The 18,202-nt window shown below is 71.6% G+C and carries 17 protein-coding genes; 4 read left to right on the forward strand and 13 right to left on the reverse strand.

Annotated elements, in window-relative coordinates:
- Positions 1 to 4 precede the first annotated feature (4 nt).
- On the reverse strand, positions 5 to 451 hold the full coding sequence (locus ACT2CW_RS01640; protein WP_445515248.1) for an anthrone oxygenase family protein: 447 nt from the start codon (positions 449 to 451) through the stop codon (positions 5 to 7).
- Between the two features lie 90 nt (positions 452 to 541).
- On the opposite strand from ACT2CW_RS01640, the gene ACT2CW_RS01645 reads away from it, so the two are divergent.
- A complete protein-coding gene (locus tag ACT2CW_RS01645) occupies positions 542 to 1,120 on the forward strand; it encodes a TetR/AcrR family transcriptional regulator (RefSeq protein ID WP_182472251.1) in 579 nt (192 codons plus the stop codon).
- Between the two features lie 234 nt (positions 1,121 to 1,354).
- Entirely contained in the window at positions 1,355 to 3,835 is a 2,481-nt protein-coding gene (locus ACT2CW_RS01650; RefSeq protein WP_445515249.1) for an NACHT domain-containing protein, read from the forward strand.
- Positions 3,836 to 4,061: 226 nt separating this feature from the next.
- Here ACT2CW_RS01650 and ACT2CW_RS01655 read toward each other — a convergent pair whose 3' ends face one another.
- Positions 4,062 to 6,587: an ATP-dependent Clp protease ATP-binding subunit gene (locus tag ACT2CW_RS01655; RefSeq protein ID WP_037960519.1), complete on the reverse strand. Its 2,526-nt coding sequence runs from the start codon at positions 6,585 to 6,587 to the stop codon at positions 4,062 to 4,064.
- A 527-nt stretch (positions 6,588 to 7,114) separates the two neighbouring features.
- Between ACT2CW_RS01655 and ACT2CW_RS01660 the strand changes: the two genes are divergently transcribed.
- A complete protein-coding gene (locus ACT2CW_RS01660; protein WP_445515250.1) occupies positions 7,115 to 7,708 on the forward strand; it encodes an SCO3374 family protein in 594 nt (197 codons plus the stop codon).
- A 5-nt stretch (positions 7,709 to 7,713) separates the two neighbouring features.
- Here the strand turns inward: ACT2CW_RS01660 and ACT2CW_RS01665 are convergent, their stop codons facing one another.
- The 10 genes from ACT2CW_RS01665 to ACT2CW_RS01710 all read right to left on the reverse strand — a co-directional run bounded on the left by ACT2CW_RS01665 (position 7,714) and on the right by ACT2CW_RS01710 (position 16,490).
- A complete protein-coding gene (locus ACT2CW_RS01665) occupies positions 7,714 to 8,052 on the reverse strand; it encodes a histone-like nucleoid-structuring protein Lsr2 (RefSeq protein WP_037960512.1) in 339 nt (112 codons plus the stop codon).
- 222 nt (positions 8,053 to 8,274) lie between these two features.
- Positions 8,275 to 8,796, reverse strand: coding sequence for an amino-acid N-acetyltransferase (locus ACT2CW_RS01670; protein ID WP_078559538.1), 522 nt, complete (start codon positions 8,794 to 8,796; stop codon positions 8,275 to 8,277).
- A gap of 22 nt (positions 8,797 to 8,818) precedes the next feature.
- Complete coding sequence (locus tag ACT2CW_RS01675; RefSeq protein WP_075200364.1) at positions 8,819 to 9,214, reverse strand: BlaI/MecI/CopY family transcriptional regulator; 396 nt, start codon at positions 9,212 to 9,214, stop codon at positions 8,819 to 8,821.
- Positions 9,215 to 9,334: 120 nt separating this feature from the next.
- Positions 9,335 to 9,517: a hypothetical protein gene (locus ACT2CW_RS01680; protein ID WP_044573347.1), complete on the reverse strand. Its 183-nt coding sequence runs from the start codon at positions 9,515 to 9,517 to the stop codon at positions 9,335 to 9,337.
- A gap of 103 nt (positions 9,518 to 9,620) precedes the next feature.
- Positions 9,621 to 10,445 carry a hypothetical protein gene (locus ACT2CW_RS01685; RefSeq protein ID WP_445515251.1) on the reverse strand — a complete coding sequence of 275 codons (825 nt, stop codon included), beginning with the start codon at positions 10,443 to 10,445 and terminating at the stop codon, positions 9,621 to 9,623.
- A gap of 361 nt (positions 10,446 to 10,806) precedes the next feature.
- Complete coding sequence (locus ACT2CW_RS01690) at positions 10,807 to 11,604, reverse strand: type III pantothenate kinase (RefSeq protein ID WP_020870373.1); 798 nt, start codon at positions 11,602 to 11,604, stop codon at positions 10,807 to 10,809.
- A gap of 107 nt (positions 11,605 to 11,711) precedes the next feature.
- Positions 11,712 to 12,743, reverse strand: a complete 1,032-nt coding sequence (gene nadC / locus ACT2CW_RS01695) for a carboxylating nicotinate-nucleotide diphosphorylase (protein WP_445515252.1) — start codon at positions 12,741 to 12,743, stop codon at positions 11,712 to 11,714.
- Entirely contained in the window at positions 12,740 to 14,590 is a 1,851-nt protein-coding gene (locus tag ACT2CW_RS01700) for an L-aspartate oxidase (protein ID WP_445515253.1), read from the reverse strand. The genes nadC and ACT2CW_RS01700 overlap by 4 nt, the downstream gene beginning before the upstream one ends.
- On the reverse strand, positions 14,587 to 15,558 hold the full coding sequence (panC, locus tag ACT2CW_RS01705) for a pantoate--beta-alanine ligase (RefSeq protein ID WP_164436183.1): 972 nt from the start codon (positions 15,556 to 15,558) through the stop codon (positions 14,587 to 14,589). Before panC ends, ACT2CW_RS01700 begins: the two co-directional genes overlap by 4 nt.
- A complete protein-coding gene (locus ACT2CW_RS01710; RefSeq protein ID WP_044573332.1) occupies positions 15,555 to 16,490 on the reverse strand; it encodes a Rossmann-like and DUF2520 domain-containing protein in 936 nt (311 codons plus the stop codon). Before ACT2CW_RS01710 ends, panC begins: the two co-directional genes overlap by 4 nt.
- A gap of 146 nt (positions 16,491 to 16,636) precedes the next feature.
- On the opposite strand from ACT2CW_RS01710, the gene ACT2CW_RS01715 reads away from it, so the two are divergent.
- Positions 16,637 to 17,884, forward strand: coding sequence for a threonine aldolase family protein (locus ACT2CW_RS01715; RefSeq protein ID WP_445515254.1), 1,248 nt, complete (start codon positions 16,637 to 16,639; stop codon positions 17,882 to 17,884).
- Here the strand turns inward: ACT2CW_RS01715 and ACT2CW_RS01720 are convergent.
- A complete protein-coding gene (locus ACT2CW_RS01720; protein WP_445515255.1) occupies positions 17,774 to 18,127 on the reverse strand; it encodes a hypothetical protein in 354 nt (117 codons plus the stop codon). The two genes, ACT2CW_RS01715 and ACT2CW_RS01720, sit on opposite strands and share 111 nt — an antisense overlap.
- Positions 18,128 to 18,202 lie beyond the last annotated feature (75 nt).

The raw sequence follows: 18,202 nt of genomic DNA on the forward strand, positions 1-18,202 counted from the left end.
GGTGTCAGGTGAGGGCGACGACCAGCAGCGTGAAGGCGGCGATGATGACGGCGACGCGGAGGTAGTGGTAGCGGCCCCAGCGGTCCAGCTGCTGCTTCCAGTCGGCGGGCCGGTTTTCGGGGGTCCAGGTCTTGTTTCGGTTGTTGATCGGGACGAGCAGCAGCATCGACATGACCACGCTGACGATCAGCAGGCCGGCGGCGGTGACGACGAGTCCGGCGCCGTGGTGGTGCCATCCGGCGACGGCCCAGATCGCGCTGAGGACGAGTGAGCCTATGTACCAGAACGGCATCAGGGCGCCGAGCATCCGGCCGCCGTGGGCGTGGCCGAGCTGGGCGCTGTCGTCGGGAAGCGCGTTCAGGATCCGGTTCATGATGAAGGCGACGGAGAACTCCACCCCCACCATCAAGCCGACGATCACGGTGGTGACGACCTCGAGTGCGTTGAGCATGATGACCCTCTTAGAATCTAGTGCCGCTAGCTGTTGTGGCAACGCTAGACCTGCTGCCGCTCGATTGTCTAGTGATGCTAGGATCGCTTTATGTCGGTACAAGAACGCAAGCAGCGCGAACGGGCGGAGCGCGAGCGCCTCATCGTGGCGACGGCCCGGGAACTCGCCGAGCAGCAGGGCTGGGACGCGGTCACCACCCGCCAGCTCGCCGAGCGCATCGAATACAGTCAGCCCGTCCTCTACAGCCACTTCCGCGGCAAGCGCGAGATCATCGGCGCCGTCGCCCTGGAGGGCGCCACCGAGATGGCCGCGGCGGTGCGGGCCGCGACCTCCGCCGAGGACGACCCGCGCGCCCGGGTCGCCGCCCTGGCCCGCGCCTACCTCGACTTCGCCGAGCACAACCCGGCGGTCTACGACGCCTTGTTCCAGCTCGACGGCGGCCTGCCGTACGCGCGGGAGGACACCCCCGAGCCGCTGAAGGACGCCTTCGCCGCTCTGCTCGAGTGCCTTGCCGAGGTCGCCGGGGACGGCGTCGCCCCGGGGCTGTTCACCGAGATGTTCTGGGCGGCCCTGCACGGGCTCGCCACCCTGACCCGAACGGGTCGCCTGCTGCCCGAGGACGCCGAGGCGAGGGTGGAGCTGCTGGTGGACCGGCTCGCCATGGTCTGACACATCCATCCCGGCGGGCACGCGGCCGGAGCCCTCGGGCCCCGTATCCCGGGCGTCGTCACGGAAAAGCGCCCCCGCACCCGGCAACGCACCGCAACCACCCCACCGCGCCCCCGCCCCGTGCCACCGGCCGCCCCCGGAACCCACGCCGAACCCCCACCCATCCGGCGCCGGCCGTGCCTACCCTGGTGGCTTCTGAACGGCGAACAACAGTCACCGGGGGGACGGGGCCTCATGGATCCCGCAGGCGCAGACGCAGCCGCAGCCATAGCCACACTGGTCCAGGAACTCTTCGTCGCCGACGGTCCGGTGGACCGGCCCGTCCGCATCGCCTCCCTCGTCGCCTTCCAGGGCGACCACCGCACGCTCACCGAACGCGACCTGCCCCGGATCGCCTCCGCGCTCGTCGAGGACGTCGCGAAGGAGATCGACGTCGACGGGGAGATCGACGATCAGGCGCGGCCCGAGCTGATCGACGCGCTCGCCCGCACCCTCCACACCCTCGGCACCGTCGACCTGGACGATCTGCGGGCGGTCCGCCTCGGCCCCGAGGCCTTCGCCCGGCACCTGTCCGTCGGCGCGCCCGACGCCGACGAGGGGCTGGACGCGGCCGACGCCCGGACGCACGCCTCGCTGCGGGAGGCCGTCTGCGCGCACATCCTGCGCTTCCTCACCGTCCGCTCCCCCTTCGTCACGGCCGCCGAGGACGCCGCGTTCGAGGAGCGCTACGCGCGGGACACCGTGGCCGCCCACGACCATCTGACGATCTACGGCATCGATCTGACCCACTCCCCCGACAGCTGGCCGCTGGACGCCGCCTATCTCAGCCTGGAGACCGAGACCGACGGGAGCGGCCCCAGCGCCCCCGCCGAGCAGGCCCTCGCCGGACGCACCCGGGTGCTGCTGTGGGGCGTGGCGGGGTCGGGCAAGACCACGCTGGTGCAGCGGCTCGCGGTGTCCGTGGCGCGCGGCGACCTCCCGGCCCCGCTGGAGGGGCTGCGCGGGCGGGTGCCGTTCGTGCTCCCCGTGCGCCGGTTCCGCCGCGACGGCTTCCCGGAGCCGGACGCCTTCCTCTCCGCCGTCCGCTATCCGCACGCCGCCGCACAGCCGCCGGGCTGGGCCGAGCGGGTGCTCTCGCGCGGGCGCGGGCTGCTGCTCGTGGACGGCGTGGACGAGGCCCCGGAGGACGAGCGCGAACGGCTCCGCGAAGCGCTCCGCGAACTCCCCACCCGCTATCCGGGAAATGTCTGGCTGGTCACCTCGCGCCCCTCGGCCGTACGGGAGAACTGGCTCGCCGCCGAGCGCTTCACCGAGCTGAAACTCTCCCCGCTCAGCCGCGAGGGCGTCACCGCGTTCATCCGGCGCTGGCATGCGGCCGCCCGCCAGGACATCACCGACCAGGCCGATCTGGACCGGCTCAGCGGTTACGAGGAAACGCTGCTGGACGCCGTAAGGATTACCCGGGACCTCGGGCGGCTGGCCACCAATCCACTGATGTGCGGTCTGCTGTGCGCACTGCACCGCGACCGCCGCGGCTATCTGCCGCGCGGCCGGAAAGCCCTCTATGACGCGGCCCTTTCCATGCTCCTGGAACGGCGCGACCGCGAGCGCGCCATGCTGCCGCCGGATGGAATCGACCTCCCCCAGGAACCGAAGATCCAGCTGCTCCAGAAGCTGGCGCACTGGATGCTCGTCAACGGCCGGTCCGAAATGGACCGGGCCACCGCCCTCGAGACACTCGGCCGGTACATCCCGGCCATTCCGCACGCGGAGCGGCAGGGCGGGCCGGAGGAGATCTACCGCCATCTGCTCAACCGGACCGGTCTATTGCGCGAGCCCACACCCGGTTCGGTCGATTTCGTGCACCGAACGTTCCAGGACTATCTCAGCGCGAGAGCGGTCGTCGAACGGCACGATTTTGACTTCCTGATCGACCACGCGCACCTGGACGACTGGGAAGAAGTGATCAGAATGTCCGTCTCCCTCGCCCGTCCCGATGAATGCGCCTACCTCCTGGAGGGGCTGCTGGCGGCCCGTAAAGACGCCCGGCCGGTCCATGCTCGCCATCGCAAACTCCTGGCGGCCGCATGTCTGGAACACGCTACGGAGCTGGACCCCGAGGTGCGTTCCCGGGTGCATCGCTATACCCGTGATCTGGTACGCCCGACCTCGCTGGAAGGGGCCCGAGCGCTGGGCTGGATCGGGCCTATCGTGCTGGAAATGCTGCCCGATCCCAGCGGGGTATCCGACGAGGAGGCCCATCGGCTGGCGGTCACCGCCACCTCGATAGCCGACGACCGCGCGATCGACTATCTGGTCCGGCTGCGGGACCGTGCCTCCTGGGCGGTACGGGCGCAGCTCGCGGGCGCCTGGCGGCGATATGACACCGACCGTTACGCCGAGGAAATCATCGCCCATCTCGATGAGCGGGAACTCGACTTTCCGGTGTCGGACCCGGAGGAGCTGCGGGCGCTGCGCCGGCTGGGCGGCCGCCCCTGCGTCCAGATAGCCGGGGCGCTCACCCCGGAGCAGCTGACCGCGGGCCTGGTGGCCGAGCGGCTGACCGAGCTGTGGCTCGCCTACGACCTGGGCGCGGACCTGGACCTGAGCTGGCTGGCCGCCTTCCCGCGGCTGGAGATCCTGCGGCTGAGCCACCGCAACGCGGAGGTGACCGGGGTCCCTGAGGGCGTCCAGGTCATCGTGGCGGGCGCGTGAGGGGTGCCCCGGAGGGTTGGGCCCGCCCGGCCTCCCGGGGCGTCACAGGGCGTCACAGGGCCTCTCAGGACGCGCCCGCACGGCACCCACACAAGGCGGCACCCGCGCAAAGGCAGCACCCGCACAAAGCGGCACCCACGCCATGCGGCACCCGCACAAAAGGGGGCCGCCCCGGACCGGGAAACGGTCCGGGGCGGCCCCGAGGCGACAGACGGCTCCGCGTCGGTCACGCCTCCTTGCTGAGGTTCGGGCCCGCGCCACCGGCGGCGGACTCGATCGGCGGGGTGTCCGGCAGCGCCGACTTCTCCTCGCCACGGAAGGTGAACTTCTTCTCCTCACCCTCGCCCTCGGTGTCCACGACCACGATGTGGCCCGGACGCAGCTCGCCGAAGAGGATCTTCTCCGAGAGGATGTCCTCGACCTCGCGCTGGATCGTCCGGCGCAGCGGCCGGGCGCCCAGGACCGGGTCGTAGCCCCGCTTGGCCAGCAGCTTCTTGGCGTCACCGCTGAGCTCGATGCCCATGTCGCGGTCCTTGAGCCGCTCGTCCACCTTGGCGATCATGAGGTCGACGATCTGGATGATGTCGTCCTCGGTGAGCTGGTGGAAGACCACGGTGTCATCGACACGGTTCAGGAACTCGGGGCGGAAGTGCTGCTTCAGCTCCTCGTTGACCTTGGCCTTCATCCGCTCGTAGCCGGTCTTCACATCGCCCTGGGCGGCGAAGCCCAGGTTGAAGCCCTTGGAGATGTCCCGGGTGCCGAGGTTGGTGGTCATGATGATCACCGTGTTCTTGAAGTCCACGACCCGGCCCTGGGAGTCGGTCAGCCGACCGTCCTCCAGGATCTGGAGCAGCGAGTTGAAGATGTCCGGGTGGGCCTTCTCGACCTCGTCGAAGAGGACCACGGAGAACGGCTTGCGGCGCACCTTCTCGGTGAGCTGGCCGCCCTCCTCGTAGCCCACGTATCCGGGCGGGGAGCCGAAGAGCCGCGAGACGGTGTGCTTCTCGCTGAACTCCGACATGTCGAGCGAGATCATCGCGTCCTCGTCGCCGAAGAGGAACTCGGCGAGGGTCTTGCTGAGCTCGGTCTTACCGACACCGGACGGGCCCGCGAAGATGAACGAGCCACCGGGGCGCTTGGGGTCCTTGAGGCCCGCACGCGTGCGCCGGATGGCCTGGGAGAGCGCCTTGATGGCGTCCTTCTGGCCGATGACGCGCTTGTGCAGCTCGTCCTCCATGCGCAGCAGCCGGGAGGACTCCTCCTCGGTGAGCTTGAAGACCGGGATGCCGGTGGCCGTGGCCAGGACCTCCGCGATCAGCTCCTCGTCGACCTCGGCGACGACGTCCATGTCGCCGGCCTTCCACTCCTTCTCCCGCTTCGCCTTGGCGGCCAGGAGCTGCTTCTCCTTGTCGCGCAGGCCCGCGGCCATCTCGAAGTCCTGCGAGTCGATCGCGGACTCCTTCTCCCGGCGCACATCGGCGATCTTCTCGTCGAATTCGCGCAGGTCCGGCGGTGCGGTCATCCGGCGGATCCGCATCCGGGAACCGGCCTCGTCGATCAGGTCGATCGCCTTGTCCGGCAGGAAGCGGTCCGAGATGTAGCGGTCGGCCAGGGTGGCGGCCGCGACCAGGGCCGAGTCCGTGATCGAGACGCGGTGGTGCGCCTCGTAGCGGTCCCGCAGACCCTTGAGGATCTCGATGGTGTGCGGCAGCGACGGCTCGGCGACCTGGATGGGCTGGAAGCGGCGCTCCAGGGCCGCGTCCTTCTCCAGGTACTTGCGGTACTCGTCGAGCGTGGTCGCGCCGATGGTCTGGAGCTCGCCCCGCGCCAGCATCGGCTTCAGGATGCTCGCGGCGTCGATCGCGCCCTCGGCGGCACCCGCACCCACCAGGGTGTGGAGCTCGTCGATGAACAGGATGATGTCGCCGCGGGTGCGGATCTCCTTGAGCACCTTCTTCAGGCGCTCCTCGAAGTCACCGCGGTAGCGGGAGCCGGCGACCAGGGCGCCCAGGTCCAGGGTGTAGAGGTGCTTGTCCTTGAGGGTCTCGGGCACCTCGCCCTTGACGATGGCCTGGGCCAGGCCCTCGACGACCGCCGTCTTGCCGACGCCGGGCTCGCCGATGAGGACCGGGTTGTTCTTGGTGCGGCGCGAGAGCACCTGCATGACCCGCTCGATCTCCTTCTCGCGCCCGATGACCGGGTCGAGCTTGGATTCGCGGGCGGCCTGGGTGAGATTGCGGCCGAACTGGTCCAGGACGAGCGAGGTGGAGGGCGTGCCCTCCGCCGGGCCGCCTGCGGTGGCGGCCTCCTTGCCCTGGTAGCCGGAGAGCAGCTGGATGACCTGCTGCCGCACCCGGTTCAGATCGGCGCCCAGCTTCACGAGGACCTGGGCGGCGACGCCCTCGCCCTCGCGGATCAGGCCGAGCAGGATGTGCTCCGTACCGATGTAGTTGTGGCCGAGCTGAAGGGCCTCGCGGAGCGACAGCTCCAGGACCTTCTTGGCACGGGGGGTGAAGGGGATGTGCCCGGACGGGGCCTGCTGCCCCTGCCCGATGATCTCCTCCACCTGCTGGCGGACCGCCTCGAGCGAAATCCCGAGGCTCTCCAGGGCCTTAGCGGCGACACCCTCACCCTCGTGGATCAGGCCCAGGAGGATGTGTTCGGTGCCGATGTAGTTGTGGTTGAGCATCCGGGCTTCTTCCTGAGCCAGGACGACAACCCGCCGCGCACGGTCGGTGAACCTCTCGAACATCGTTAATCGCTCCTCAGAGCGGTCAGAAAGATCGGGGACGATCCCCTCCCTGTCCTTCCGCATGCTAGTCCCGCAACCCGGGACAGCTCATTCCAACTGCCGACAACCGTCCGGATCACCCCCGCTCGCACGGGGCAAACAGCACTGGCCTCCTGCCCGAACAGCCGACAACTGCTTCAACCCGATGGTGCGAGACGATGTTCCCGCAGGCCAGGCATCTACGCCCACCGTCAGTACGCCGATGGCGAACGCCGCTTCCTCCCGACATGCGGACCGCCCCTCCCCACTAGGGATGTCTTACCCGCAAGCACAGATACTCCATGCCGTGGGGGCCGGTTCCATCCGCTATGGGCGAACAACCTTGCGCCCGTTCACCGGCCCTGTAGGCCCCCTTATGGGTACGGGGCGCTTACGGGCCGGTACGGAACGTCATCGCATGTGGAGATCGTCACGCACGACGGAGATCATCACGTACGAACGTGAACCGCCCGCGTAACCAAGCGGGCGGGCGGGGAGTTCTGCCGGGCATGATCCTCAGGGCCCACGGCGCGGAGCCGTCCGCACCCGCCGCCCGGTCACGCTGGTACGAGCGGGAGCTGGGCTGGCCGACGGCCGGCAGCGATCCCGTCGAATTGCTCACGGGGGTGGCCTTCGACGTCATCGAACTGCCGGCCGTGGCCGGTTTCGCGATGCTGCGGCGCGTACCGCGGACCGGTCCGGTCGCGGTGGAGGGCGCCTGGATGCGGCTCCTGGTGGCCACCGGCAGCGCGGACGAGCTTCCGGGGCTGCTCGACTGGCTGGAGTGGGGCGGTGTGGCCCTGGACCTGGGCACGATCGGCGCCGGAGGCCGGATCACCGCGCCATGCCCCGCCCACTGCCGGCCACCGTCCCTGGCCGCCGGGGCGCCCGGTGAGCGATGCCCGCAGGAGGCCGCTGTATGGCTGCGACCTCCCGACGCGAAGGGCGAGGTGGAGCCGACGCTGCCGAGGGCAGGCTTCGGGGGCGATGGGGGCGCCCCCGATCTCGTACGGCTCGTGAGCACGGCGGCCACGGAGTGCCACCGAGCCCGGTTGGTGCGCGCCCTGCCACTTCCCGGACAGCGGCGAGCCGGGGAAGGGTGACGCGCTCAGCCGTTGGCCTTCTCGTACGCCTCACGGACGGTCGCCGGAACACGGCCGCGGTCGTTGACCTCGTAGCCGTTCTCCTTCGCCCAGGCGCGGATCTTCGCGGTGTCCTGACCGGCACCACCCGCCGCCGCGCGCGCCTTGCCCCGGCCGCCGGAGGCCCGGCCACCGGTGCGCCGGCCGCCCTTGGTGTACGGCTCCAGGGCGTCACGGAGCTTGTCCGCGTTGGTGGTGGTGAGGTCGATCTCGTAGCTCTTGCCGTCCAGAGCGAACGTCACGGTCTCGTCCGCCTCGCCGCCGTCGAGGTCGTCGACAAGAAGGACCTGAACCTTCTGTGCCATGGGGTTCCTTTCAGGGAAAACGGGGGGCTCGGGGGCACGGCGTTAGCCGCTGATGACTCACCCCCCAGGTAATTACACTACGAGAGAATAGGAAACCGCTTTTCCCGGAAAAACACAAACCCCTCGCGAGGGTTCGACCGATCCACCAAGCGGGAAGGCTCATGGAAGGTCATGTTCCGGAGCTATGTGATAGGGGAGCGATTCGGACATAGGGGCCCGCGATCACAGTTGCAGAAGCATCCGGCTGTTGCCAAGGGTGTTCGGCTTCACCCGTTCGAGACCCAGGAACTCGGCGACGCCCTCGTCATAGGAACGCAGGAGCTCGCTGTAGACATCGCCGTCGACCGGCGTCTCGCCGATCTCCACGAAGCCGTGCTTGGTGAAGAACTCGACTTCGAAGGTGAGGCAGAAAATGCGCCGCACGCCCAGCCAGCGTGCGGTCTGTAGCAGCTTGTCAAGCACCAGATGCCCTACACCGGTGCCCTTGAGAGTCCGATCGACGGCGAGAGTGCGGACCTCCGCGAGGTCTTCCCACATGACGTGCAGCGCTCCACAGCCAATGACCTCGGCGTCGTCGTCGCGCTCGGCGACCCAGAACTCCTGGATGTCCTCGTAAAGCGTCACGGTGGCTTTGTCGAGCAGGATGCGATCGTCCACGTACGAGTCGATGAGACGGCGCACTGCCCGAACATCGCTGGTCCGGGCACGGCGGACGGTGACTACTTTTGATAGTGGGGAGGACATGAGCGGACGCTATCGCCCCGTGTCATCGCCCCGACTCACCGGGGCTCTCCCCCGGCTCCCCCAGTTGTGCGACGCGCATGGCATCCCGTAGTGCGTCGCGCTGCTCTTCGGACATCATCCCGAAGAACGCGACGAGTGCGGCCGCCGGGTTGTCACTGGTCGACCACGCTTCGTTCATCAGTGCGGCCGAGTAGGCGGCGCGCGTGGAGACCGCGGCATATCGATAGGCGCGGCCTTCCACCTCACGGCGCAGCCAGCCCTTGTGATGCAGGTTGTCCATTACGGTCATGACCGTCGTGTAGGCGATCGAGCGTTCCCGCTGAAGGTCTTCCAGGACTTCCCGGACCGTGACCGGGCGGTTCCACTTCCACACCCGCGTCATGACCGCGTCTTCGAGATCTCCCAATGGCCGAGGCACACCGAGAATAATAGTGGGAGATGTCCCGAATGTCCGGAGGGTTGGGCGGTTGGACGGGAAAAGCCGCACGCCCCGGGACGCGACGCGTCCGCGGGGCGTGGTCCGGCGTGATCGGTCCGATCAGGAGGTCTCGCGCTCCGGCGCCGGGCGCTCGGCCTCGGCGCGGGCCGCCAGCGCGGCGTCCACCGCGGCGTCCTCCTTGGACTTGTTGGCGCCGCCCTGGCTCTTCACCATCGTCACGATGAGCGCGGTGAAGGCCACGGCCATCACCACGGGCGGGACCAGCGCGGAGACGTAATCCATGACTCTTGGCCTCCTTTTGCTCGAGACCACCAGATTACGCGGCGCGTCGCGGCCTCCCGGAGCCGGGCACCGGTCCCGGGCGGGGCGCCCGGGGGGCGGCAGGTCAGGCGGAGCGGGTCCCGGCGCCGGACGCGAGCCTCGACTCGTGCTCCGGGGGCGGCGGGGGGCGGCGGCGCTTGGGCGGGAAGACCTCCGCCGGCGTGGGCACCGGACGCCCCGGGCGCGGCGCCCGGCGGCCCGGCTCCCTCCGCTTCGGCTCCTCGCGGTCGCCGTGCTCCGGCGGCGTGGGCTTCTTACGGGGCTCACGCTTCTGCTCGTCGGACTGGAGAGCGGCCCCGGTCCCCCTCCGGGCGGCCCCCTGCGCGGCCGTCCCGGACGCCGCCGAGATCCCGCCGGGCAGGGCGCGCAGCCGGGGCGCCACGGGGCGCGTGCGCGGCTCCACGGCGGCGCCGGCGGCACCGGCGCGCTCACCGGCGCGCTCCGCGAGCCGGGCGCGTACGCCCCGCTCGGCAAGGCGCTCGCAGTGGCTCAGCAGCGCGCGCCGGCGCGTCGCCTCACCGCCCCCGGCGGCCGACCCGCACAGCGCGCGGAGCGCGGCCAGATCCTCGGCCAGCGGCTCATAACCGGCCGCCAGGGCGCCCTGGAGCTGCTCGAGATAGCCGACGGCGGCGCCGGGCAGGGCGGCGCGGTAGCGGGCGAGCTCGTCGAGCAGGAACGCTCGCAGCCGCCCGCCCTCGCGGACCGCTTCGTCCACGGCCTCGGCGAGCCGGAGACAGTCCTGGACCTCCTCCGCCCGGTCCGGGCCGAGGGGGCCGGCGGAGGGGGTGACGGGGTCGGGTTGGAGGGCGATGGCGAGGGCGCGTCGGAGCACACGCAGCTCATCCGCACTGAACGCCATTCCGCCGCGGGATCCATATGGCGTGGGCATGGGGCGACTTTAAGTGCTAAGCGGACAAATTTCGCTGAGCGCGGGACGGTGCGGCGCGTTGCGGACGCCGAGCCGCCATACGGGGGAAGCGCCGGACGGGACCGCGCCGAGGCGGTCCCGTCCGGACCCGGCACCCGGGGGCGGACCGTCGCATCCGGGTGCCGGTGTACATGGTCGACGGCCGTTCCGCTTGTCAATACGGAATTCGATGTGCCGTCTTTCCCTTGACCACCCCTCGCCCCATTGGCGAAGAGCGATCAGTCGCGCGGGACGAATCCCCAGTGCGGGAATTCGTTTCGGAATGCCGTCAATGCGGTCGAGCACCCGGGTGAAGAGCAGGTGAAGAGCTGATCACCGGTGCTCAGCCGCGCGAGACGTTCCGCTCGTAGACCAGTCTGAGGCCGATCAGGGTCAACCAGGGCTCATGCTCATCGATCACTGAGGATTCTCCTAGCACCATGGGCGCCAGACCGCCGGTGGCGATCACGGTGACGTCCTCGGGGTCCTGGGCGAGCTCACGCGCCATACGGCGGACGATTCCGTCCACCTGGCCCGCGAAGCCGTACAGGATGCCGGACTGCATGGCCTCCACCGTGTTCTTCCCGATCACGCTGCGCGGGCGGGCCAGCTCGATCTTGCGCAATTGCGCCCCGCGTACGCCCAGCGCCTCGACCGAGATCTCGATGCCCGGCGCGATCACCCCGCCCACGTACTCCCCGCGCGCGCTGACCGCGTCGAACGTCGTCGCGGTGCCGAAGTCGACCACCACGCACGGACCCTCGTAGAGCTCCACGGCGGCCAGCGCGTTGATGATCCGGTCGGCGCCGACCTCCTTGGGGTTGTCCACCAGGATCGGCACACCGGTCTTCACGCCCGGCTCGACCAGGACGGACGGCACATCGCCGTAGTAGCGGCGGGTCACCTCGCGCAGCTCGTGGAGGACGGAGGGGACGGTGGAGCAGATGGAGATGCCCGCGATCCCGTCGCCCAGCTCCTCGCCGAGCAGCGGGTGCATGCCCATCAGGCCCTGGAGCAGTACGGCGAGCTCATCGGCGGTACGGCGGGCGTCGGTGGAGATCCGCCAGTGCTCGACGATCTCGTCGCCGTCGAAGAGGCCGAGCACGGTATGCGTGTTGCCGACGTCGATGGTCAACAGCATGGGCGGCACCGCTTCCGGTCGGGCTCACGGCCGAGGTCGAGCCCTGGGGTGGTGGGTGGGGCGACGGGCGGGCGCGTATTGCCGACGTCGATGGTCAGGAGCATCGCTTACTTCTCCTCGGCCTCGCGCAGGTCCAGGCCGATGTCCAGGATCGGGGAGGAGTGGGTGAGCGCGCCGACCGCCAGATAGTCGACGCCCGTCTCGGCGTACGCACAGGCGTTGGCCAGCGTCAGCCGTCCCGAGGACTCCAGCACGGCGCGCCCGGCGACCAGCTCCACGGCCTCGCGGGTCCGCTCCGGGGTGAAGTTGTCCAGCAGGATGAGATCCGCGCCCGCCGCCAGGACCGGCGGGATCTGCTCCAGGGTGTCGACCTCCACCTCGATCGGCACATCCGGGAACTCGGCCCGTACGGCGCCGAACGCCTCCGCGACACCGCCCGCCGCGATCACGTGGTTGTCCTTCACCAGCGCGGCGTCCGAGAGCGACATCCGGTGGTTGACCCCGCCGCCGCAGCGCACCGCGTACTTCTCCAGGGCGCGCAGCCCCGGCGTGGTCTTACGGGTGTCACGGACCCTGGTCCTCGTCCCCTCCAGGGCGTCGGCCCAGGCGCGGGTCGCGGTCGCGATACCGGACAGCCGGCACAGCAGATTGAGTGCGCTGCGCTCGCCGGTGAGCAGGTCGCGGGTGCGGGTGCGGACGCTGAGCAGCTTCTGGCCGGGCTGCACCCGGTCGCCGTCCTCGACATGCCGCTCGACCTCGAACTCGTCCGTGCAGACCACGGACAGGATCGCCTCGGCGATCCGCAGCCCCGCGACGGTGCCCGCCTCACGGGCCGTGAAGTCGCCGGTGGCGAAGGCGTCCTCGGGGACGGTGGCCACGGTGGTGACGTCCACGCCCTGGTCGAGGTCCTCCTCGATGGCCATATGGGCGATGTCCTCGACCTGAACGGGGTCGAGCCCGGCGTGGATCAGCAGCTCGGCCAGATCGGGGTCCAGACCGCACTCCATCGGGTCGAGTTCACCGTCGTCACCGCCACAGCCGCAGGCGTCGCCGCAGCCGCCCCCCGCACCGGGGCCGCCGATCTGGAGCAGCGGCAGGGACACGAGTGGCTGACGGTCTTCGGAAGTGCTGCTGCTCACGGGCGGGACTCCGTCTCGGCTCGGGGGGTGGTCGATGGGGGAAACGCTTCGGAGTCCGTGGCACGGACATCGAGGGCGCCGTCCGGGCGGAGGGTGACCAGCAGGTGGCGGCGCCAGGCGGCGTCGTCCCGCTCGGGGCGGTCCTCGCGCCAGTGGCAGCCGCGGGTCTCCTCGCGGCGGAGCGCGGCGGCCACCAGGACCCGGGCGACGAGATGGAGGTTGGTGGCCTCCCAGGTCTCGACCCCGGGCTCGGCCGTCTTGCCGTCCCGCAGCAGCTGCGCCACGGCGTCGTCCTGGACGCGGTCCAGCCGGTCGGCGGCGCGGGCCAGGCTCGCGGCGGAGCGGAGCACCCCGGCGCCGTGGGTCATGATGTGCTGGATCTCGTAGCGGGCCTCGGAGGCGAGCAGGGGCGCGTCGCCGGAAGCGGCGGGAGAAGCGGTGGGAGCCGATGGCCCGGTCCGCTCCGCGGGCCGCTCGCGGCCCACGGTCCGGGTGGGCTCCGCCCCGGCGGACTCCGCCCCCGTGGACTCCGCCTCAGCGGTGATGTCCTCCGCGGTGATGTCCTCAGCGGTGATGTCCTCCGCGATGCGCTCCGCGAAGACCAGGCCCTCCAGAAGGGAGTTGGAGGCCAGGCGGTTGGCGCCGTGGACGCCGGTGCAGGCGACCTCCCCGCAGGCGTAGAGCCCGGGGACGGTGGTGCGGCCGCGCAGATCGGTGCGGACCCCGCCGCTCGCGTAGTGCGCGGCCGGGGCGACCGGGATGGGCTCGGTCACCGGGTCGATGCCGTGGGCGCGGCAGGCGGCGAGGATGGTCGGAAAGCGCCGCCCCCACATCTCGGCGCCGAAGTGGCGCGCGTCCAGGTACATGTGCTCGGCGCCGCGCTCCCGCATCCGCCGCATGATGCCCTTGGCGACGATGTCACGGGGCGCCAGCTCGGCCAGTTCGTGCTGCCCGCGCATGAACCGCACCCCGTCGGCGTCCACGAGGTGGGCGCCCTCGCCGCGCACCGCCTCCGAGACCAGCGGCTGCTGGCCCTCCGCATCCGGGCCCAGCCACAGCACCGTGGGATGGAACTGTACGAACTCCAGATCGCTCACCTCGGCCCCCGCGCGCAGCGCGAGCGCGACCCCGTCGCCGGTGGAGACGGCGGGGTTGGTGGTGGCGGAGAAGATCTGGCCCATGCCGCCCGTGGCGAGCACGACCGCGTCCGCCCTTACGGCGCCCACGCCGTCCCGCTGGCCCTCGCCCATGACGTGCAGGGTGACCCCGGCCGCCCGGCCGGAGCCGTCCTTGAGCAGATCGAGCACCAGGGCGTTCTCCACGGTCTCGATACCGGCCGCGCGGACCGCATCGACCAGGGCCCGGGAGATCTCCGCGCCGGTCGCGTCGCCGCCCGCGTGGGCGATCCGGCGGCGGTGGTGGCCGCCCTCGCGGGTCAGCAGGATCTCGCCCGTAACGTCGTCGGCGTCGAAGCGGGCGCCGGTGGCGATGAGCCTGCGCACCGCGTCGGGGCCCTCGGTGACCAGCGCCCGCACCGCCCGCTCGTCGCAGAGCCCGGCACCGGCCACCAGGGTGTCGTCCAGGTGCTGCTCGGGGGTGTCGCCCTCGCCGAGGGCGGCGGCTATGCCGCCCTGGGCCCAGCGCGTGGAGCCGTCGTCCAGGCGGGCCTTGGTGACCACGGTGACCCTGGCCCCGGCCGCGGCGCAGCGCAGCGCCACGGTCAGCCCGGCGACCCCGGAGCCGACGACCACGACATCGGCCTCGGTGGCCCAGCCGGGGGCGGGGGCGCGCAGGGCGGTGGCGGGGGCGGCGGCCTCGGCCGCCGGGCGCCCGGTCGGACGGGTCATCGGGCGGCTCCGATCCACAGGCGGATGTTGTCTATCAGGCGGGTGGCGCCGACCTTGGCGGCGACGGCCAGCACGGCCTCGCCAGTGTGTCCGTCGGAGACCTCGGTGAAGTCGGCGGGGTCGACCAGGGCCAGATAGTCCAGGACGAGCGGCGGTTCGAGCCCCGCCGCCTCGTCGAGCACCGTCCGCGCCGCGGACCGCACCGCGGCGGGCGACGCGACCCGTATGAGCTCGTGCTCCTCGGACCCGGCAGGGCCCTCCCCGGCCGCCAGCAGCCCCGCGTCGCGCCCCGCGAACAGCGCGCGGGACAGGGCCAGCGCGGTGTCCCGCTCCTGGGCCGTCAGATAGCGGTTACGGCTGGAGAGTGCGAGCCCGTCGCCCTCCCGGACGGTGGGGACGCCGACGATCTCCACGGGGAAGTTCAGGTCACGGACCATCCGGCGGACCAGGGACAGCTGCTGGGCGTCCTTCTCGCCGAAGAAGGCGATGTCGGGGCGGGTGAGATGGAGCAGCTTGCCGACGACGGTGAGCATCCCGTCGAAGTGGCCGGGGCGCGAGGCGCCCTCATAGCGCTCGCCCAGGGTCCCGGCGGTGATCCGGACGCCCGGCTCGCCGTCCGGATAGACCTCCTCGGCGGTGGGGGCGAAGACGATGTCCGCACCCGCCTCGGCCGCCACCTTGAGGTCGGCGTCGAGGGTGCGCGGATAGCGGTCGAGGTCCTCGCCCGCGCCGAACTGGAGCGGATTGACGAAGACGGTGACGGTCACCATGCCCTTGGCGCCCACCCGGGCGCGGGCGGCGCGGATGAGCGAGGCGTGCCCGTCGTGCAGCGCGCCCATAGTCATCACGACGGCCGTGCGCCCGGGCACGGCGAAGTGGGCGAGCGCCGCGTCCAGATCCGGGCGATGACGGAACAGCTCCACATCCGGCTCCCCTGGAAGCGCCTTGGTCCACAGCTTCGGGCTCATGCCTCGCTACCTCCCCGGCCCCGCGCGTCGGTCACGTCCGAGAGCACGCCCAGCAGGTCCTCGGCGAGCTCCGGCTTGAGCAGACCGTGCGCGAGCGCCCGGTCCGCGGTCGTACGGGCCATGGCCAGATAGCCGGCGACGGCGTGCGGGGCGTGCCGCCGCAACTCGGCGACATGGGCGGCGACCGTGCCCGCGTCGCCGCGCGCCACCGGGCCGGTGAGCGCGGCGTCGCCGCTGCGCAGCGCGTTGTCCAGCGCGGCGCCGAGGAGGGGGCCGAGCATCCGGTCGGGGGCCTCGACCCCGGACGCGCGCAGCAGCTCCAGGGACTGGGCGACCAGCGTGGTGAGGTGGTTGGCGCCGATGGCGAGGGCGGCGTGATAGAGCGGGCGGGACTCCTCCGCGATCCACTCGGGCTCCCCGCCCATCTCGATGACCAGCGCCTCGGCCGCCAGCCGCAGCTCCTCGGGCGCGGTGACGCCGAAGGAGCAGCCGGCCAGCCGCTGGACGTCCACCGAGGTGCCGGTGAAGGTCATGACGGGGTGCAGCGCGAGCGGCAGCGCACCGGCCCGCAGCGCGGGCTCCAGCACGCTGACGCCGTAGCGCCCCGAGGTGTGCACCAGCAGCTGGCCGGGGCGCACCGCACCGGTCTCGGCGAGGCCGCCGACCAGCTCGGGCAGCGCGTCGTCGGGGACGGTGAGCAGCACCAGCTCGGCCCGCGCCAGCACCTCGGAGGGCGGCACGACGGGGACTTCGGGAAGCAGGGCGGCGGCCCGGCGCACGGAGGCGTCGGAGACACCGGACGCGGCGACCGGGCGGTGCCCGGCGAGTCTCAGCGAGGCGGCGAGGGCCGGGCCGACGCGGCCCGCGCCGACGACCCCGACGGTGAGCCGGGCAGGTCGGTCCTGCGGCTCAGGCAGTGGTTGAGCGTTCACGCGGCAACGGCCTTCCGTTCCAGTCCTCAGGGGTACCGGACGATTCCCCGCCATGCTACGCGAGTGTTTCCGGGGGGTTTGGCCGCACGCCCGGGCCTGTGGACAACTCTGTGGTCCGATGGACAGGCGTGCGACATGATCAGCCCATGACGGACGGGACGGACGAGGCAGACGAGATGGACGGCACGGGCGGCGGGACGGAGCGGGCCGCGCGGGCGCGCCGCCTCGCGGCCTGGCACGGCGCCGAGCGGACGCTCGCGCGCGGGCCCGCCGAGGTGCGGATCGCCGAGCGGCTGGCCGCCCTCACGACCGCCCTTACGGCCGACACCGCGTCGTACGACGCCGACACCGCGTCGTACGACGGGGACGGCTGGGTGGACATCTACGGCGACGGCATCGTCGAGGAACTGGAGCGGCGGGTCGCCGAGCTGCTCGGCATGGAGGCCGCGGCGTTCTTCCCCACCGGCACCATGGCGCAGCAGGTCGCGCTGCGCTGCTGGGCGGGGCGCACCGGCAGTCCGGTGGTGGCGCTGCATCCGCTGGCCCATCTGGACGTGCACGAGCGGGACGCGTATCTGACGGTGAGCGGGCTGCGCGCGGTGCGTCCGACCAGCGAGCCGCGGCCGCCCACGGCCGAGGAGATCCGCGGCCTGGACGAGCCGTTCGGCACCCTCGCCCTCGAACTCCCGCTGCGCGACGCCGGATTCGTGCTGCCCGAGTGGGACGAGCTGGTCGCGGCCGTGGCGGCGGCCCGGGAGCGGGACGCGGTAGTGCACTTCGACGGGGCGCGGCTGTGGGAGTGCACGGCGCACTTCGGCCGGGAGCTGCCGGAGATCGCCGCTCTGGCGGACTCCGTCTATGTGTCCTTCTACAAGTCGCTCGGCGGCCTCTCGGGAGCGGCGCTGGCAGGGCCCGAGACCCTGGTGACCGAGGCCAGGGCGTGGCGCCACCGGTACGGCGGCCAGCTCTTCCAGCAGTGGCCGGTGGCGCTGGCGGCGCTGGACGGCCTGGACCGCGAGCTGCCGAGGCTGCCGTCGTACGTGGCGCACGCGCGGGTCGTGGCCGAGGCGCTGCGGACGGCGTTAACGGCCGCGGGCGTTGGGTGGTCCCGGGTGCACCCGGAGGTGCCGCACACCCACCAGTTCCAGGTGTGGCTGCCGTATCCGGCGGCGGTGCTGGACGAGGCGGGGGTGCGGCTGGCGGAGGAGACCCGGACGGTGTTGTTCCGTCGCTGGCGGGAGCCGGGACCGCCCGGCCTGGCCATGACGGAGCTGACGGTCGCGTCATCCGCACTCGACTGGACGGCCGACGACGTCACGGCCGCGGCCGACGCCTTCCTCGCGCGGGTCCGGAAGCTCATGGAGGGCCGGGAGCTCGGGGACGGGAACGGCTGACCGGCGCCGCGCGAACACCTCCCCGACCGCCCCGACCGCCCTTACGGAGCGCAGCGCATCCGTAAGGCGGCCATGGCGGCCGCGGCGGCGGACCGGGCGGCCCTCCGTCACGGCCCGGACGTCGCGGTACTCGCGCAGCTCCCGGAGGGTGCGCCAGTCGTGCAGGCCCGGTGCGGGCGGGGCGGGGTCGCCGCGCCGGGCGGCCCGGTAGAGGTCGAGTGCGTACTGCTCGGTGAGGGACATGGCTCGACGGTCCGCCCGGCCCCGGGCGCCGGTCACGCCGTTTGACGAGGGGCGTCAAACGAGGGGGACGCCGGG

The organism is Streptomyces sp. NEAU-174, from assembly GCF_052665095.1.

Coding starts and splice junctions, on each gene's coding strand:
- ACT2CW_RS01640 (WP_445515248.1), bottom strand. CDS start 451: ATGCTCAACGCACTCGAGGTCGTCACCACCGTGATCGTCGGCTTGATG.
- panC (WP_164436183.1), bottom strand. CDS start 15,558: ATGAGCCCGAAGCTGTGGACCAAGGCGCTTCCAGGGGAGCCGGATGTG.
- ACT2CW_RS01685 (WP_445515251.1), bottom strand. CDS start 10,445: ATGCCCACGCCATATGGATCCCGCGGCGGAATGGCGTTCAGTGCGGAT.
- ACT2CW_RS01655 (WP_037960519.1), bottom strand. CDS start 6,587: ATGTTCGAGAGGTTCACCGACCGTGCGCGGCGGGTTGTCGTCCTGGCT.
- ACT2CW_RS01660 (WP_445515250.1), top strand. CDS start 7,115: ATGATCCTCAGGGCCCACGGCGCGGAGCCGTCCGCACCCGCCGCCCGG.
- ACT2CW_RS01650 (WP_445515249.1), top strand. CDS start 1,355: ATGGATCCCGCAGGCGCAGACGCAGCCGCAGCCATAGCCACACTGGTC.
- ACT2CW_RS01645 (WP_182472251.1), top strand. CDS start 542: ATGTCGGTACAAGAACGCAAGCAGCGCGAACGGGCGGAGCGCGAGCGC.
- ACT2CW_RS01680 (WP_044573347.1), bottom strand. CDS start 9,517: ATGGATTACGTCTCCGCGCTGGTCCCGCCCGTGGTGATGGCCGTGGCC.
- ACT2CW_RS01665 (WP_037960512.1), bottom strand. CDS start 8,052: ATGGCACAGAAGGTTCAGGTCCTTCTTGTCGACGACCTCGACGGCGGC.
- ACT2CW_RS01715 (WP_445515254.1), top strand. CDS start 16,637: ATGACGGACGGGACGGACGAGGCAGACGAGATGGACGGCACGGGCGGC.
- ACT2CW_RS01700 (WP_445515253.1), bottom strand. CDS start 14,590: ATGACCCGTCCGACCGGGCGCCCGGCGGCCGAGGCCGCCGCCCCCGCC.
- ACT2CW_RS01720 (WP_445515255.1), bottom strand. CDS start 18,127: ATGTCCCTCACCGAGCAGTACGCACTCGACCTCTACCGGGCCGCCCGG.
- ACT2CW_RS01690 (WP_020870373.1), bottom strand. CDS start 11,604: ATGCTGTTGACCATCGACGTCGGCAACACGCATACCGTGCTCGGCCTC.
- ACT2CW_RS01670 (WP_078559538.1), bottom strand. CDS start 8,796: ATGTCCTCCCCACTATCAAAAGTAGTCACCGTCCGCCGTGCCCGGACC.